The following is a 17148-nucleotide window of genomic DNA, read 5'->3' on the forward strand; positions in this document are numbered from 1 at the left end:
ATCAGGCTTGCGCCACGCGCTTAAGCGCTGCTTGCACTTCTTCGGGTTCGAACGAAGCGAGCACATCTGCCACCGGCTTCTCCAACGTTTTTAAATGCGAGCGCAAGACTTCCTGCTTGACCACGAGCAATTGACTCGGATGCATTGAAAACTCGGTGAGGCCCATGCCGAGCAGCAGACGCGTCAGGCTCGGGTCGCCCGCCATCTCTCCGCACACCGATACCGGCACCCCCGCTCGCTTCGCTTCGCGCAACGTGAAGGCGATCAGATGCAGAACCGCCGGATGAAGCGGATCGTACAGATGCGCGACCGAGTTGTCCGCCCGGTCGATAGCGAGCGTGTACTGGATCAGATCGTTGGTGCCGATGGACAGAAAATCCAGCCGCTTGAGAAAGAGCGGCAACGCAATGGCCGCGGCCGGAATCTCGATCATCGCGCCGACCTGCACGTTCGGGTCGTACGCAATCCCGGCATCGTCTAGCTGACGCTTGGCTTCGCGGATCAGGTCCAGCGTTTGATCGATCTCCTGCGCATGCGCGAGCATCGGCACCAGAATCTTCACCGTGCCGAACGCCGACGCGCGCAGAATCGCGCGCAATTGCGTGAGGAACATCTGCGGCTCGGACAAGCTCCAGCGAATTGCCCTGAGCCCCAACGCGGGGTTCGCCGCGGTTTCGTAACCGTCGCCGCCGCTCATCGAATCGAGGGGCTTGTCGGCGCCTACGTCGATCGTGCGAATCGTGACCGGCAGACCGTTCATCAACTCGACCGCGCGCCGGTAGGCTTCGAACTGCTCCTCCTCTTCGGGCATGCGGTGCTTGTGATTCATGAACAGGAACTCGGTGCGGAACAGGCCAACACCGGTCGCGCCGGCGTCGACCGCGGCGCGCGCATCTTCCGGCAACTCGATGTTCGCGCACAGTTCGATACGCGTGCCGCACAGCGTTTGCGTCGGCGAAAATTTGAGGCGCTGCAGCTTGCGCTGCTCAAGCGCTTTTTCGCTCTGCCGGTATGAATATTCCTCCAGCACGATCGGCGCGGGATCGACGATCACAATGCCGTGGTCGCCGTCGACGATAATCAGGTCGTCCTGGCGAATCAGCGCGCTCGCGTGCTGCACGCCGACCGCCGCCGGAATGCCCAGGCTGCGCGCGACGATAGCCGTATGAGAAGTACGCCCGCCGAGATCCGTGACGAAACCCTGAAACGTTTGCGTTTTGAACTGCATCATGTCGGCAGGCGCAATGTCGTGCGCGACCACGATCATTTCGTCGCATGCACCATGCACGCCATTCACCAGAGAGCCCGACGCGCCCGCCAGCGCCTTCAGCACGCGCTCCACCACTTGTTCGATGTCGGCTTTGCGCTCGCGCAGATATTCGTCTTCGATATCGTCGAAATGGCGCGAGAGCCGTTCGAGCTGTTCGGTCAGCGCCCATTCCACGTTGTAGCGGCGTGTGCGAATCAGGTCGATGGTTTCCTGAACGAGCATTGCGTCGTTCAGGATCATTGAATGTACGTTGATGAAAGCGCCCATTTCGCTGGGCGCGTCCGCGGCGAGATCGGCGCGCAGCGCATCGAGTTCTTCATGCACGCGTTGCTGGGCCGCGCGAAATCGCTCGACCTCGCTCTCGATTTGCGCGGGTTCGATCAGATAGTGGTCTACGTCAAGTGCAGCCGGGGCGATCAGATAGGCTCGCCCGATGGCAATACCGCGTGACACGGGAATTCCATGCAGCGTGAACGACACGCGCACCTCCTCTAGTTGTGTGATGCCGCGGCAAACCGCTGCAGTGCTCTCAGACTCTCGTCGTCATTATAAATTCCACGCCGTCGCGCACGTGCGTGAATGCTGTGTGCAATGCAGCACGAAAGACCGTAGTCGTTGCGCTCCATGCATCATTGCATTCGCCGAAGAGATCCGCGTATTGTCGCGCGCTAAAAAAAACGCCGCGGACAGCCGCGGCGCTTCACTCATCGGTATATCGATTCGCAAGTTCACTGACCTTCGCCAAATTTATCAGCGATCAGTTTCAACAGTGCGTCCATCGCTTCTTTTTCGTCGGGACCTTCTGTTTCGATCAACACCGTGCTGCCGATACCCGCGGCCAGCATCATCACGCCCATAATGCTTTTCGCATTGATACGGCGGCCATTGCGGCTCATCCAGATTTCCGACTGGTAGTTGCCCGCCAGTTGCGTCAACTTGGCCGACGCGCGCGCGTGCAACCCCAGCTTGTTCACGATAGTCGTTTCCTGTTGCAGCATGTGATGGTCCGAAGCGCTGGTAAGTGTTGTTGTGAAAGTGAAACTGCCAGTCAGTAGTTATGCAGTTGCAATGCGATGCGCTACAGGCCTGCTGGCCCAGCCTTCTGGACGAGTTCCGCGTCGCAAGGCAACGCGGGCAGACAGTCGGCCGAGGCCGCCGACGACTCAGCGGGCACGGGCGTTGCCGGGCCGATTGCATGAACGCCCTTGGTCGCGCCGGCGAGCGCTTTGTCCACCAGTGTGTCGAGCGGCGTGGCGCGATAACAGACCGCGCGCACGAGCATCGGCAAATTGACGCCGCACAGCACGCGCACGTCGGGCACCGAGGCAAGCCGCCCCGCAATGTTCGCGGGCGTGGCGCCGAACATATCGGTGAGCACGAGCGCGCCGTTCTCTTCTTTCAAACGCGCGATTTCCGACTCGGCGAAAGAAACCATTTGTGCGGGATCGCAATCGGGCGATACGTCGATCACGCCGATGCGAGCCGGCAAGCCACCGTAGATATGCGAAATACAGTCGCGCAACGCGGTGGCGAACGGAGCGTGCGCAATGATCAGAATGCCTGCCATGTCAGCCTTACTGCAAAAAGACGGCCCCAAACGTGGATCGGAACCTGTCCGAAACGCTCGCGCTCTCGGCCGGCCGTGGGCCATGAGAGCCGGGAATGCACCACTTCATGAGCGGAATCACAAGCATGACGCCGTGCCGGCGCACGCTGAATCCGCTCGTTCCAGGTCCGCGATTCGTGCCGATGGCCCGGTGCAAGAGCCTATTGCCAGAAACGGATGCGAAGAGCGGGCATTGTAGCAGGCCCGTTTTGGGGCCTAAGCCGGCGTCCTGCTCTGAGCGGACGTGATGCTGATCCTGTCACGTAGTTTGGGGGGCCGCCGCCGACATTCAAGGACGACCGCTCAACCCGCCGCGCGCTCCAGTGCGTCGATGAACATCGCCGCTACGTCGAAGCCCGTCTGATCCATGATCTCGCGAAAGCACGTTGGGCTCGTCACGTTGACTTCCGTGAGCCAGTCGCCGATCGCGTCCAGGCCGACGAGCAGCAGACCGCGCGCCGCCAGCACCGGCGCGAGCGTGTCGGCGATCTTGCGGTCATGATCGGTCAGCGGACGCGCCACGCCGAGTCCGCCCGCCGCGAGGTTGCCGCGCACCTCGTTGCCTTGCGGAATGCGGGCGAGCGAGTACGGCACGGCTTCGCCGCCAATCAGCAGAATGCGCTTGTCGCCGTCCTTGATCTCGGGAATGAACTTCTGCGCCATCACCGAACGCGTGCCGTCGTGGCTCAGCATTTCAATGATCGACCCGAGATTCATGCCATCGGGCTTCACGCGGAATACGCCCATGCCACCCATGCCGTCGAGCGGCTTCAGAATCACGTCGCCGTGCTGCTCGTGAAATGCCCGGAGTCGCGCCGGGTCGCGTGTTACCAGCGTGGGCGCGACGAATTCCGCGAACTCGCCAATGGCGAGCTTTTCCGAGTGATCCCGGATCGCCTGCGGCTTGTTGAAGATGCGTGCCCCGGCGCGCTCGGCCATTTCGAGCAGCCACGTGGACGTGACGTATTCCATGTCGAACGGCGGGTCTTTGCGCATGACCACCGCGCTAAAACTCTTGAGCGCGCGCGGCGCGGCGGCTTCCGCCGCGTACCAGACATCGCGATGCAGGTCAGTCACGTCGCCGGTGATCGCAAAGCGCTGCACGTTTGCTTCGACGTCGCCGCCCGTCCACGCCAGATGCTTCGGCTCGCACGTGTACAGCGTATGACCGCGGCGCGCGGCCTCGGCCATCATCGCGTAAGTAGAGTCTTTGTAGATCTTGAACTGCGTAAGCGGATCGGCGATGAAAAGAATGTCCATGAAGGTCCCGTTGCGCCCTGCTGGGCATGGCGTTGATCGTATAACTGCGCGTGTAACTGCGCTTGAAATTGCGCGTGAATTTACGAGTGAAGTCGAGCGCGAATGTCGTCGGTGAAAACGGCGCGGGCGGCATGCGCGCCGCCGCGCATCATGCAGGCCGCCCTCGCGCGGCCGAGCTTAAACCTGGATCGCTTCCGGATCGGTCTTTTCCAGCTCGACCGATGCGGCCAACAGCCCGAGCCGCGCCACCACGCCATACATATAGAAGCGGTTCGGCGGCGCCGCGCCGGGCTTGGCGTGCGCATCGGGCAGCGCCGTGTGCTCGAAACCGAGCGGCACGAAGTGCATGCCCGGCGCGTTCAGATTCTGATCGCGCTCGCGGCTGCCGTGCACACGGTAGAAACCACCCACCACGTACCGGTCGATCATATAGACGACCGGCTCCGCCACTTCTTCGCCAATGCGCTCGAACGTGTACACGCCTTCCTGCACGATGACGTCGTGCACTTCCAGGCCGTCTTTCGTGGCGGCCATCTTCGCCCGCTCGCGCTTGGTGAGCGCGGCCACTTCCGACGCGTCGTGCACGGTCATCACGCCCATGCCGTAAGTGCCCGCGTCCGATTTGATGACGACATACGGTTTTTCGGAGATGCCGTACTCGCGGTACTTCTTGGCGATCTTTTTCAGTACGCCGTCGATCGCATCGGCCAGCGCTTCCTCTCCGGTGCGCTCCTGGAAATCCACGCCCTCCACATGTGCGAAGTAGGGGTTGATCATCCAGGGATCGATCTCGACCATCTTCGCGAACTTCTTCGCCACGTCGTCATAGCACGAGAAGTGCGTCGATTTGCGGCGAACAGCCCAGCCGGCATGCAGCGGCGGCAGCAAATACTGCTCGTGCAGATTCTCGAGCACCGGCGGAATGCCGCCCGACAAGTCGTTGTTCAGCAGGATCGAGCACGGGTCGAAATTCTTCAGCCCAAGGCGACGCTGCGAGCGTTCGAGCGGTTCGAGCACGAGTTTCTGCCCGTCGGACAGCGCAATGGTGACGGGTCCGTTGATGCTTTCGTCGAGCGTGCCGAAACGCACGTTCAAGCCGGCCTGGCGCATGATCGCGGCCAGCCGGGCGACATTCTCCAGATAAAACGCGTTGCGCGTGTGGCGCTCGGGAATCACGAGCAGGTTCTTGGCGTCCGGGCAGATTTTTTCGATCGACGCCATGGCGGCCTGCACGGCAAGCGGCAGCACTTCCTGGGGCAGATTGTTGAAAGCGCCGGGAAACAGATTGGTGTCGACCGGGGCAAGCTTGAAACCTGCGTTGCGCAGATCGACCGAGCAATAGAACGGCGGCGTGTGTTCCTGCCACTCGAGGCGGAACCAGCGTTCGATTGCGGGAGTGGCGTCGAGGATCTTCCGCTCAAGATCGAGCAGCGGGCCGTTTAACGCCGTAACTAGGTGCGGAACCATTGATCACTCGCAGACTGGAGAAAAAAGATTGTAGAGCAAATGCTTTGCCCATTTGGGGACGCTTTCTCCATTCGCAAGCTAGCCAGAATGCATTGTCTCTATCGCAATGATAGACAGGAAAAAGAACTGTTAACAAGATAGCGAGCAAGAAAAAAGCCCGCCATGAAGGCGGGCCGAAGCGCTGTGCTTGTTTCGTGCTTGTTCCTGATTCATCGAGCCCGGGAGCACGGGCTCGTCAAGCCACTTCCTTATTCGACGTGTTCGCCGTGCAGGCTGACGTCCAGGCCTTCGCGTTCCTGCTCTTCCGTCACGCGGATACCCATCGTCATGTCGATGATCTTCAACAGGATGAAGCTCACCACGCCGCTGTAGATCAGCGTCGTCAGCACGCCCTTGGCTTGCAGCAGCACGCTGCCGTCGAAGCCGCCGATGTCCTTGACCGCGAACACGCCAGTCAGAAGCGCACCCACGATACCGCCGACGCAGTGCACGCCGAACGCGTCGAGCGAGTCGTCGTAACCGAGCTTGTGCTTGAGCCACGTTGCCGACCAGAAGCAGACTACGCCGGCCACGATACCGATCACGAGCGAGCCGAGCGTACCGACGAAGCCCGAAGCCGGCGTGATCGCCACGAGACCAGCCACCGCGCCCGACACGATACCGAGCACCGAAGGCTTACCCTTGGCCGCCCATTCGGCGAACATCCAGGCGAGCGCCGCGGCTGCCGTTGCTACTTGCGTTGCGAACATCGCGAAACCGGCACGGCCGTCTGCCGCCACTGCCGAACCCGCGTTGAAGCCGAACCAGCCCACCCACAGCATCGCGCCACCGATCAGCGTCAGCGTGAGGTTGTGCGGAGCCATCGCTTCCTTGCCGTAGCCGACGCGCTTGCCGAGCACCAGGCAGCACACCAGACCCGCGATACCGGCGTTGATGTGCACGACCGTGCCGCCCGCGAAGTCGAGGACGCCTGCGCTAGCCAGCCAGCCGGTCGGTTCCCAGACCATGTGCGCGATCGGCGAGTAGACGATGATCGACCACAGCGCCATGAACACCAGCATCGCCGAGAACTTCATACGGTCGGCAAACGCACCGGTGATCAGCGCCGGAGTGATGATCGCGAACGTCATCTGGTAGACGAAGTAGACCGTTTCCGGGATCGTCGGGGCCAGGTGGCTGACGGTCAGCGTCGTGGCCTTGTCGCCCTTGATGTAGTTCATGCCGGCCATGAAGACGCGCGAGAACCCGCCGATGAACGAGCCGCCCGGCGTGAACGCGAGGCTGTAGCCCACCACCGTCCAGATGATCGTCACGAGGCAGGTGATCGCGAAGCTTTGCATCAGCGTCGCGAGTACGTTCTTCTTGCGGACCATGCCGCCGTAGAAGAGCGCCAGACCCGGGATCGTCATGAACAGCACGAGCGCGGTGGAGGTCAGCATCCAGGCGGTGTCGCCCGAATTGATTTTCGACGAATCGACCGAGAACGGCGCGGTCGGTGCGGCCGGCGCGGCGTCCGATGCCGCGGGTGCGGCGGCGGCGCTCGCTGCGGGTGCAGCCGATGCGTCAGCCGCGGGTGCCGAAGCTGCCGCGGCGGCCGACGCGTCCGGTGCCGGCGCGCTTGCCGTATCGGAAGTAGCGGCCGAGGCGGCTGCGGGAGCGGACGCGTCGTCCGCGAGCGCGGCGCCGACACCGCCCGCGAGAAGCGAACCGGCCATCAGCAGGGACATCAATAGTTTGCGCATCTTTCGTTTCCTCTTGTCGCTTATCTGTGTCGCTATCTTTTGGTGTTACAGAGCGTCCGCGCCGGTCTCACCGGTGCGAATCCGGATCACCTGCTCGATCGGCGTGACGAAGATCTTGCCGTCACCGATCTTGCCGGTGCGTGCCGCGCGCTCCAGCGCCTCGATCGCCTGATCGACGATGTCGTCCGAGACAGCGGCCTCGATCTTCACCTTCGGCAGGAAATCGACGACGTATTCAGCGCCGCGATACAGCTCCGTATGGCCCTTCTGACGGCCGAACCCCTTGACCTCTGTGACCGTGATGCCCGAGACGCCGATCGCCGACAAGGCTTCGCGCGCCTCATCGAGCTTGAACGGCTTGATGATTGCGGTGATGAGTTTCATGAAATCCCTCGCTTAGTTGCGTAACCCGTTGCGTAACCCGTTTGCGTAACGCGTTTTCCGAACCCGTTGCAGCCCTGCTTCAATCCGTCTGCGTTCCGTATGCAGAAGCCTGGCTGGCACTCGTAACCGTCCGCGTGGTCTCGTTTCGCTGCCGGAAAATGGTGCCGGCAGTGCGCGCGGGGCAGTAAAAGCAACTCATATGCCATGTTGTGTCAAACTGCGCCCGCGCGGGCTTTGCGAGCGGCTCGGCCGCTCTTGTCCGAATGGCTAATGCACGCCCCGCCCGGTGGCGCGGTGCAGGGATCGTTGCTAGAGTGTCCGCAGGTTCCGAAACAGGAAACGCGCACCAAAGGGGCTCACGCCGTCGTGAGTTGAAAAGGCCGGCGCACCAACACAGCGCATCGTCAGATGCGAGGCACAGACGTAATGAAACGCTGCACATTTTTTGTGCACCAAGGGGAACACCATGAAACAACCGAACGATGTTTTTAACGACATTCAGGCGCGCATGAGCGAGCTGTTCAAGAATTCGCCGGCCAAAGACGTCGAGCGCAATGTGAAAGCCATGCTGTCGCAGGGCTTCTCCAAGCTCGATCTCGTCACGCGCGAGGAATTCGATACCCAGACGCAAGTGCTCGTACGAACGCGCGCGCGTCTCGAAGAACTGGAGCGTCGGGTCGCAGAGCTCGAACAGAAACTTCCGGTCACGCAGACTTCCTGACGCTTGCCGTTCTGGCAGCGCAGTAGCTGCATCTAGCTGCACATCACAGGCAAGCGAGCCGTGACGTCATCAGCGTATTAAGGGGATTGGAGCGCGTTAGTCGCGCACCGTCCGACGGGAGAAAACATGTCGCTTGCCGTGGTGCGCAGTCGCGCGCCGGCCTCTGGCCGCGCGCCCGAAGTAACCGTCGAGGTGCACCTCGCGAACGGGTTGCCATCTTTTTCGATCGTCGGACTTCCCGATCTGGAAGTCCGCGAAAGCCGTGAGCGCGTGCGGGCGGCCCTGCAGAACTGCGGCTTCGACTTTCCGGTGCGGCGCATCACCGTCAATCTTGCTCCCGCAGACTTGCCCAAGGAATCCGGCCGCTTCGATCTGCCGATCGCGCTGGGCATTCTCGCGGCAAGCGGCCAGATTCCCGTGGAATCGCTGCTTCATCGTGAGTTCGCCGGCGAGTTGTCGTTGACGGGCGCGCTGCGTCCCATGCGCGGCGCTTTCGCGATGGCGTGTGGCACCGCGCGCAGCGCGGCAGCGGGCGAAACGTCCGCTGAATGCATGGCCACGCGCGCGCCGCCGCACTGCAATCCGCAGCTCTATCTGCCCGCCGCAAGCGCAGCCGAGGCGGCGCTCGTACCCGGCGTAGATGTGTATGGCGCGAGCGATCTGCCGTCGCTGTGCGCTCATCTGGCCGACGCGCCCGAAGCGCGCCTCTATCCGGTCGCCGCACCCGACCTCGCACAGTTCACGCCTGCGGCCGTGCCCGACATGGGCGACGTGATCGGCCAGCGCGGCGCGCGCCGAGCGCTCGAAGTCGCCGCGGCCGGCGGACATCACGTGCTGCTGATCGGCCCGCCCGGAGCCGGCAAGTCCATGCTCGCCGCCCGCCTGCCCGGTCTGCTGCCACCCATGACCGACGACGAGGCGCTCAGTTCGGCAGCCTTGCTCTCTGCAAGCCGCACGGGGTTCTCGCCCTCGCAATGGCGCCGACGGCCGTTTCGCGCGCCACATCATTCGTCGAGCGCAGCAGCGCTGGTCGGCGGGCGCAACCCTCCGCAGCCGGGTGAGATCACGCTGGCTCACCTTGGCGTGCTTTTTCTCGACGAGTAACCGAATTAGTCTTTCTTGGTCCTTTTGGCATAATCAGCAAGTCATTGAAACATAGGCTTTTTCCAACTAACTCCGATGGATAAAGGTTATGCGACTTGTCACGATCCCCCGATGCTTTGATGGCTATGATTTGACCCTACTTCCAAAGGCCATTGTAGAGATGGCTCATCCAAACGTGCGCCGCCGGACGGTCGTCAATGCGGCCGTCCTACGATTTCAATGCCTTTGCGAAATCGCCAAGGTAGATCTGTCCACGTGCAGTGTCGAGGAAGTTTCCGCGTGGCTTAATGAGTTCGCAGCGGCATCATTCAGCGTGATCTTCCTCGCTCCAGCAGCCAAACCCTGGCATGCGCTGAGCGTTCTACGGCAAGCACTCCCGCCACAATTCATCATTCGGTATCCGACCACGTCCAATCGCAACAGTTGGTCAGACGCGTTCCGTCGGCGCGTAGACTATTACAATTGCCTTTCGATTGATCGGGGCCAAGCAGAGTTCTGGCAGGGATGGTCGATTGAAAACAAATCCGGTCAAATTATGCATCTAAGACTTTGGCGCATTTGGCAAATTTTCGGACCAGACTTTACACGAGATTTATTTTTCGCGACACAAACCTGGTATAGCGGGGGGCGTTACGAAAGGGTTCCCGCAATTCAAGGTTTTATCGATCATTGCACGCAACATCCAAACTTAAATTTCAGCAATCCCAATGAGGTAGGGAGCCTAATACTGGATTTCTTTGGGCACTTCTTTAAATCTGGAGTTGCCAAGGGAACTAGGCTGACAACTTTGAGGCATCAGTGGCGAACTTTCACGAATTTTCTTTCAAGCCACATGCTAGGATTCAGATGGGCAAACCCGATCCCTGCAATACCAAATCCACCCACCCGAAAAGTATTTGGAACCGTCAGTCACGTTAAAACTACGGAGTCCTAGGGCTGACGGTTACCGGCGGACGGCAGTAGAGCTGCGCTTCCGGCAATACTCGTCGTCTCGCCAGGTTGCGAACCGGTATGCGACCGGTCGTGAATCCGCAATGCGCTGGCGAAAATGAGAAGAAGGCCCCGGATTGTGAGCCTTCCCATGTATCTGCAACTGTTCTTGCGTGTTGTGCCTATTGAGGCGTTGAAGTTACGTGCAAGTGTAGTTAGTCGCGGAAGTTATATCGCCGCTGCCATTGTAATGCGGCGCCTTGGGATAAAGGCAGACAGGTAGACTGCGTGAAGCAGTCGCGCTCATTGGGAAAGTGTAAGTCAGTTGGTAGGCGCCTCTCCTCGTTCGACCCACTTTATAATTGCTCCCGGCCAATCAATCTGCGTGACGTCTTGGCCTGCGCCATGCATGTTCGCAGGCGCCAGGAAAAACCTGGTGTTAGTCGTCGGATCAGACAATCCCATCGTTTGAGCGATTGCAGTCATCTTCACATCATTTCTTTCGTGCTCGTTTGGCGACAATAGGCCATCGCCATTGTCGTGCCCGAGATCAGCTTCTTACCCGAAGCAACGAATTGCGCGATCGATTGCAGGTCATTGTCGATGCCGATCTGCTTCAGGCCCAAGCCGTTAGTACCCGTACGGAGATTGACAGGTTCGCTAACCTTTGGGTAGATCAGTAGATCAGTAGATCAGGCCAATGTCCGTTCTGTCTAGCAGCGACTATCCGCTGTGGGTCGCGTTATGCCTCCTGCATGCAACGCACGCCCGCCGTGACGCCGCGCACGACCGTCGGGCAAGGTGCGGCCATGAAGGGGCACTCGACGAGACCGCCTCTATGTCGACAATCTTCGGAGTTGCACTTGGCCGCGCGAATTGGCGATCCTTCTCCACCGTCGACCCACCTTCTTAAAGCCCCCCTCGCCGCGTGCATACCGCATTGATCCTCATAATCGCGAATTGCTCTCTAGCTCCAGGCATATTTTGAAGAATGCATTCGTGATAAGCCCGCTCACGCGGGAGCAGCATCTCGTCATTTCTATAGAGCGCGTAGCATGACCGTTGAATGTAGTTCGAGGCGACTTGACTACGGGCGTCGCGCAACCCGACAAGCAAACACTCGTCATATGAGGAACCGCTATCGGCCAATGCAGGATGCATCGTTACCAAACCTGAAAGGCATATTGCCGCTCGGGCGGCATGCATCCGTAAAACGCTTATGGGCATTGCTAAGCTCTCAATCTGTAATTTACTTGGGATGGTTTCACCTAGGCTTTGACAAAAGTTTATCAAAGCAAGGCGCATCCCACCCACGGCATGCTGAAACGACTCTCGTGCTGCGTGCAATCATCAGCGGCCGGATCGCACATCAGCTGTGCTTCCGGGATCGGCCAGGATCGGTCATTGGACAGCCTGTCCGAGATTGGTGACAATCAGGCGGTCTTTAAACCAATCGAAGTGTCTATGACCATTCAGCGTCCTGTGGCTCTTGTCACTGGTTCAACTTCCGGCATCGGCGCTGCCATCGCTCGGCGGCTCTCAAGTGACGGATTCGCAGTTGTCTTACATTCGCGTAATTCGGCGGAAACAGGGCAAGCGATGGCCCGTGAACTCGGTTCCGCAATATACGTACAGGCCGATTTAGCCGAAGACATGGACAGAGTGCGACTTATCCGCGAAGCTGTCGCGGCTTGGGGGCGACTCGACGTGCTCATCAACAATGCCGGGATCAGCCGTGTTATCCCCCATGCGAATCTGGCCGCAGCTACACCAGCTATTTGGCGAGAGCTGCACGAGGTCAACGTAATCGCCCCGTTTCGTTTGATAGCTGAAGCGGAACCAGCCTTACGTGAAGCAGCTCGGCGAGGCCGCCCTGGTAGCGTGATCAACATCAGTTCCCATGCAGGTGTTCGGCCTAAGGGCGCGTCAATTCCGTACTCGGCCGCTAAGGCTGCCCTGAACCACATGACCCGTTTGCTGGCACTATCCCTTGGACCCGATATTCGAGTAAATGGTGTTGCTCCCGGATTGGTGGACACGCCATTGACCGCAGACTGGACGCAAGCGCGAGATCTGTGGAAAACACGGGCCCCAATGCGCCGCTCGGCGAGTCCCGAAGATATTGCTCAAGCCGTCGCGATGCTGGTCGCTTCGGACTACCTGACCGGAGAAATTCTGCTATCGGACGGCGGGTTGAATCTCACATAGCAAGCGCGAGATGAGCGACCGGCTGCTTTGGGGGGAATGGGAAGGGCCGCTCAGGGTGTGCGCCGTGAAAAGGTGGCGCTTTCCAGCGGGTGCAGCCCCGCCCGGCAAATGCTCCAGCCGGAAGCAACCGGAGCAGCTATGGAGGCAACGAAGTGGCTGAAGCCTTCGGTGATGCGTGTCACAAATTGGTGACAGCGCGAGTGTGCAGGCCGTAACGCGAGTGAACGCCGAGCAAACCTCGAAAAGGTCGATGCGCAGGCCGACCCGACACCCCTATCGGGGAAGGCTGATACGGCTGGGTGAATGAGCAGGCTGGACGCCCAGTCGCTGCGCCGGGGTAGTGGCGACAGCATGTACACAAGGAAAGCGTACGCAACACGGGAAGTCCCTCGGCGTGGTCAGGGATGACCAACCGGACCCCCGCGAGGGACAGGCCGGGCGCCTTGGGATGACGGAGAGGCCCGTAGTACTGCTGAAGCCGGGTAATGCCGGTGGAGGGAAGGGGCCTCAGTTCAAGACAAACGCAACACGTAGTGAGGGACCTGGAGATTGGGCAACCTATCAACTCCGATCAGTGTTCAGAAGCTGCAGACGGCGTTACACGCGAAAGCGAAGGCAGAAGCCGGGTACCGCTTTTACGCTCTGTACGACAAGGTCTACCGTGAGGATGTGCTGGCACATGCGTACGCCCAGTGTCGCTCGAACAGGGGCGCGCCGGGTGTCGATAGGCAGGACTTCGCGGAGATCGAAGCGTACGGGGTGCAGAAGTGGCTCGGCGAACTGGCGCTTGCGCTCAGGCAGGAGAGTTACCGGCCGGACCCTATCAGAAGAGTGTTTATCCCGAAGGCCAATGGCAAGCTGAGGCCACTGGGCATCTCGACCTTGCGTGATCGGGTGTGCATGACAGCAGCGATGCTGGTGCTCGAACCGATCTTCGAAGCGGACCTTCCATCAGAGCAGTACGCTTACCGCCCGGGGCGAAACGCCCAGCAAGCTGGTGATCGAGGTGGAGGAACGGCTGCAGGGCAAACGGACGTTGTTGATGCCGACCTTGCGGACTACTTCGGAAGTATTCCACACGCCGAACTGATGCTGTCGCTTGCGCGACGCATCGTCGATCGGCGCGTGCTGCATCTGATCAGGATGTGGCTGGAATGCCCCGTTGAAGAAACCGACGATCGAGGCCGGAAGAAACGTACGACGGAGGCCAAAGACAGCAGACGTGGCATTCCGCAAGGCTCACCCATCTCACCACTGCTGGCGAATATATATGTGCGCCGGTTTGTGCTGGCATGGAAGAAGCTCGGACTTCAGCGCAGTCTTGGCAGTCGAATCGTGACCTACGCGGACGATCCGGTGATCCTGTGCAAGAAAGGGAAGGCTGAGGAAGCCTTGTCACGAATGCGCGAGATCATGGACAAACTGAAGCTGACGGTCAACGAGGAGAAGACGCGAATCTGCAAGGTGCCGGAAGGCGAATTCGACTTCCTGGGTTATACGTTTGGGCGGCTGTACTCAGCGACGACTGGCCAGGCCCGTATGGGCATGCGTCCGTCGAAGAAGAGTATCCGGCGCATGGTCGAAAAGATTCATGCGATGACCGCCCTCAAGACGGTGTGGCAAGAGACCACGGAGCTGGTGGGCAGGTTGAACCGCACGCTGCGCGGCTGGGCGAACTACTTCAAGGTAGGCTCGGACAGACGCGCGTATCGGGCGCTCGACAGCTACACCGCTACGCGGTTGCGTCGGTGGTTACGCAACAAGTACAAGGTTCGACGTCGCGGGGCGGGACTTATCCTTCCCAGCACCTCTACGGGCACTTCGGTCTCGTGCGTCTGACTGGTCCATGGTTGTGAACCTGCCGTGTGTGAAGGTGATGTCCTGTCCGAGAGCCGGATGCGGGAGATCTGCATGTCCGGTTCGATGAGCGGGGTGTGGAAACGGGGTTAGGGCGAGGTTATTCTGGCACCGCCAGACGAAAGAGGCGGCAACAGACAAACCGAACCTACTGCTACCGCGCCACATCTCGACTCTACCGAAGATTGACCACTGCACCAAGCGCAAAATCGATCTCCCTTCTTTGAAGAGGAGATTGTCATGGAAGCGCTTAATTCTCCCGGCGCTCGTCGGGTGCCGTGGAACAAGGGGAGGCTGACCGGGCAGAAGCCTCCGTTGAAGCTCCGCGAGATCTGGGCGGGTCTCGGCAATCGCTCACGACATGCGCGAGCCGCAGGATACGCAGCGGAAGTGGACAAGTCCCGCGGTGATAAGCAGGTGTCAACGTCGGGCGCAATTTCCCCAGAAGTGTCGAAGTAAATTTCCCCATCCTTTGCGAACGGTGATCAGCCGGGCTCGTGATCAGGCGGGCTCCTACGGGGACGGCCCGGTCGCCGCCGAGCGGGTTCGGCCGGCAAGGGGTTCAGGGAGGACGACCGGTTGCGCAGATGGTCGGGCAGCAGATCGGCGTGCTCGCGCAGGCGATACGACGAACCCTCGATCTGCACCACGATGGCGTGATGCAGCAGGCGATCGAGCAGTGCCGCTGCGACCACGCTATCGCCAAACACCTCACCCCATTCACCGAAGCTGCGGTTGGAAGTGAGGATGATGGCGCACCTCTCGTAACACGCATTCACGAGCTGGAAGAACAGATTGCCGCCGTTCGAGCCGATCGGGAGGTACCCGATTTCGTCGACGATCAGCAGGCTGTTTCGCGCAAGGAATCGCACACGTTGCGTGAGATTCCCCTCGCGTTCGGCCTTGGCCATCGAGGCAACGATTTCGGCAAGCGTGCCGAAGTAGACGCTCTTGCCGGCGCGCACGGCCTCGACGCCAAGCGCGACGCAAAGATGCGATTTTCCTGTTCCGGGAGGACCCAGGAAGTGAACGGTCTGGCGCCGCTCAATGAACTCAAGTTGCGCGAGTGCCATGATCCGATCGCGGTCCAGGCTCGGCTGGAAGCTGAAGTCGTATCCACCCAACGTCTTGATCGTACCGAGCCGCGCAGTTTGCAGGGCCATCTTGATGCGCCGGGTTTCACGTGCGGTGAACTCCTCGCCCAGCAACGTCTCGAGCACCTCCATCATGGAGCTGTCGCCTTGCTCGAAACGCTTCATGGTGGCATCCAGTGCTTCGAGCGCACGAGGCATGCGCAGGCCAACGAGGTATCGGCGAATCCGTTCGAGTGTCGATGATGGCATGCTGTTCATGCAGGCCTCCCGGCACCGGCCAGGCGTTTGGCCACCTGGTCATAAAACGCCAGCGGGCGACGCGCAACCGGCGTCGCCGGCAATGGCGCGACATGCTGGGCCGGCTGTTTCTGACGCGCGTGTGAGCGGCGATGCCCTGGCAGCAGCGATGTTCGTCGACGACCTTCGAGCACAGGATGAACGGCCAGCAGTTCTCCGTCCTCGTAAATGCGGATCTCGTGAGCCAGGCTGTGCTCGTCGAGCGTGCGCTTGCGGGTACGGTCAGGCACGCTGTAGTAGTTGCCGCCGACGGATACGAGCCCTTCATGACTGACGCGCCGCTCGAGCCGGATCACACCGTTAAACGTTCCAGCGGGCAACGTTTGCAACGCTGGCCGCTCCTCGCTGAAGTGCTGGGCGACCACACGATGCGTGGTGCCATGCAGGCGGACATTGGCGACGGTGTCTAACCACTCGCGCAACTGACGGTTCATGTCACCGAGATTCTGGAAGCGGCGTGCCAGGAAGAAGTCCTGCCGGATATAACGGTAGGGGCGTTCAACCTTGCCCTTGGTCTTGGCCCGGTAAGCCTTGCATGCACGTGGAGCGAAGCTGTAGTGCTGCGCAAACGCGACCAGCTTCGCGTTGTAGACGATGTGCTTCTCAAGCTCGCCAAGAACTGCGGTCTTCATCCGGTCGTAGAGAATCTCGCGCGGCACGCCACCCAGATGCTCGACATGCTTCCATGTGGCAGCGCAGTACCGTCTGCAGGTCCTGATGCTCAACGAAGCGGCCCCAGAGATACCGGCTATGGCCAAGGACGATCGAGAAGAGCCAGATCGACCTGCGCTGGCCCGGTGCGTCGTCGAATTCAACGTTGAAGTGCGCGAAGTCAACTTGCGCCTGATGGCCGGCGGCAGTCTCGAAGCGTACTTCGAAGCCGCGCTGGCGCGGCGGCCGAACCTCGCGCACCAGATCGCCCAGTGCGGTACGGCCACCTTTGTATCCCATCGCCCGGACCTCGCGCAGCAACCGTTCAACACTGAGTTCCGGGAACGTGCGTACGCGTTCGGTCACATAGCTGACGAACGGGTCGACTACACACGGTCGCGGCGCACGCGGGCCGTAGCGTGGCGCCTGAACGCCATCCTTGATGTATTTGCGAATCGTCTTGCGATCCATGTTCAGTCGAGCGGCGATGGCAGAGATACTCAGCCCCTGCCGGTGCAGTTCCAGAATCGTCATCACTTCTCCCAGTTCGACCACCG

Annotated in this window: 13 protein-coding genes and 3 pseudogenes; 5 read left to right on the plus strand and 11 right to left on the minus strand. The window is 60.5% G+C overall.

Annotation, left to right across the window (positions count from 1 at the left end):
* Position 1: 1 nt before the first annotated feature.
* The 7 genes from ptsP to ACTJLB_RS00805 form a co-directional block, all read right to left on the minus strand.
* Positions 2-1750, minus strand: coding sequence for a phosphoenolpyruvate--protein phosphotransferase (ptsP, locus tag ACTJLB_RS00775; protein WP_020067047.1), 1749 nt, complete (start codon positions 1748-1750; stop codon positions 2-4).
* A 248-nt stretch (positions 1751-1998) separates the two neighbouring features.
* The gene (locus tag ACTJLB_RS00780; RefSeq protein WP_020067048.1) at positions 1999-2268 is read right to left on the minus strand and encodes an HPr family phosphocarrier protein; all 270 of its coding nucleotides are present in this window, start codon (positions 2266-2268) and stop codon (positions 1999-2001) included.
* A gap of 80 nt (positions 2269-2348) precedes the next feature.
* Positions 2349-2837: a PTS sugar transporter subunit IIA gene (locus tag ACTJLB_RS00785; protein WP_440782133.1), complete on the minus strand. Its 489-nt coding sequence runs from the start codon at positions 2835-2837 to the stop codon at positions 2349-2351.
* 342 nt (positions 2838-3179) lie between these two features.
* The gene (gshB, locus tag ACTJLB_RS00790) at positions 3180-4136 is read right to left on the minus strand and encodes a glutathione synthase (protein WP_087750998.1); all 957 of its coding nucleotides are present in this window, start codon (positions 4134-4136) and stop codon (positions 3180-3182) included.
* A 177-nt stretch (positions 4137-4313) separates the two neighbouring features.
* Complete coding sequence (gene gshA, locus ACTJLB_RS00795) at positions 4314-5603, minus strand: glutamate--cysteine ligase (RefSeq protein ID WP_013586995.1); 1290 nt, start codon at positions 5601-5603, stop codon at positions 4314-4316.
* 248 nt (positions 5604-5851) lie between these two features.
* Positions 5852-7345 carry an ammonium transporter gene (locus ACTJLB_RS00800; protein ID WP_020067051.1) on the minus strand — a complete coding sequence of 498 codons (1494 nt, stop codon included), beginning with the start codon at positions 7343-7345 and terminating at the stop codon, positions 5852-5854.
* Positions 7346-7390: 45 nt separating this feature from the next.
* A complete protein-coding gene (locus ACTJLB_RS00805) occupies positions 7391-7729 on the minus strand; it encodes a P-II family nitrogen regulator (RefSeq protein WP_006048089.1) in 339 nt (112 codons plus the stop codon).
* 466 nt (positions 7730-8195) lie between these two features.
* On the opposite strand from ACTJLB_RS00805, the gene ACTJLB_RS00810 reads away from it, so the two are divergent.
* Together ACTJLB_RS00810 and ACTJLB_RS00815 are read left to right on the plus strand one after the other, a co-directional pair.
* Positions 8196-8450 (plus strand): accessory factor UbiK family protein, encoded by a 255-nt coding sequence (locus tag ACTJLB_RS00810; protein WP_020067052.1) that lies wholly within the window; start codon positions 8196-8198, stop codon positions 8448-8450.
* A 126-nt stretch (positions 8451-8576) separates the two neighbouring features.
* Positions 8577-9551 (plus strand): annotated as a pseudogene (locus tag ACTJLB_RS00815) (YifB family Mg chelatase-like AAA ATPase); the annotation flags it as partial.
* A gap of 1132 nt (positions 9552-10683) precedes the next feature.
* Here ACTJLB_RS00815 and ACTJLB_RS00820 read toward each other — a convergent pair.
* Entirely contained in the window at positions 10684-10791 is a 108-nt protein-coding gene (locus ACTJLB_RS00820) for a tannase/feruloyl esterase family alpha/beta hydrolase (RefSeq protein ID WP_440782138.1), read from the minus strand.
* A 602-nt stretch (positions 10792-11393) separates the two neighbouring features.
* Positions 11394-11789, minus strand: coding sequence for a VF_A0006 family four-cysteine protein (locus ACTJLB_RS00825; protein ID WP_440782140.1), 396 nt, complete (start codon positions 11787-11789; stop codon positions 11394-11396).
* A 159-nt stretch (positions 11790-11948) separates the two neighbouring features.
* On the opposite strand from ACTJLB_RS00825, the gene ACTJLB_RS00830 reads away from it, so the two are divergent.
* The 3 genes and pseudogenes from ACTJLB_RS00830 to ACTJLB_RS00840 all read left to right on the plus strand — a co-directional run.
* Complete coding sequence (locus ACTJLB_RS00830; RefSeq protein ID WP_440782496.1) at positions 11949-12692, plus strand: SDR family NAD(P)-dependent oxidoreductase; 744 nt, start codon at positions 11949-11951, stop codon at positions 12690-12692.
* Between the two features lie 549 nt (positions 12693-13241).
* Positions 13242-14531 carry a group II intron reverse transcriptase/maturase gene (ltrA, locus tag ACTJLB_RS00835; protein ID WP_440782142.1) on the plus strand — a complete coding sequence of 430 codons (1290 nt, stop codon included), beginning with the start codon at positions 13242-13244 and terminating at the stop codon, positions 14529-14531.
* Between the two features lie 258 nt (positions 14532-14789).
* Positions 14790-14888 (plus strand): annotated as a pseudogene (locus tag ACTJLB_RS00840) (integrase); the annotation flags it as partial.
* A 146-nt stretch (positions 14889-15034) separates the two neighbouring features.
* On the opposite strand, the gene istB reads toward ACTJLB_RS00840, so the two are convergent.
* Together istB and istA are read right to left on the minus strand one after the other, a co-directional pair.
* A complete protein-coding gene (gene istB, locus ACTJLB_RS00845) occupies positions 15035-15901 on the minus strand; it encodes an IS21-like element helper ATPase IstB (RefSeq protein ID WP_440782144.1) in 867 nt (288 codons plus the stop codon).
* Positions 15898-17125, minus strand: a pseudogene (gene istA / locus ACTJLB_RS00850) (IS21 family transposase). The gene istB and the pseudogene istA overlap by 4 nt, the downstream one beginning before the upstream one ends.
* Positions 17126-17148: the final 23 nt, after the last annotated feature.

The sequence above is a fragment of the Paraburkholderia sp. 22098 genome, from assembly GCF_052045935.1.
GTDB classification, from domain to species: Bacteria; Pseudomonadota; Gammaproteobacteria; order Burkholderiales; family Burkholderiaceae; genus Paraburkholderia; species Paraburkholderia caledonica.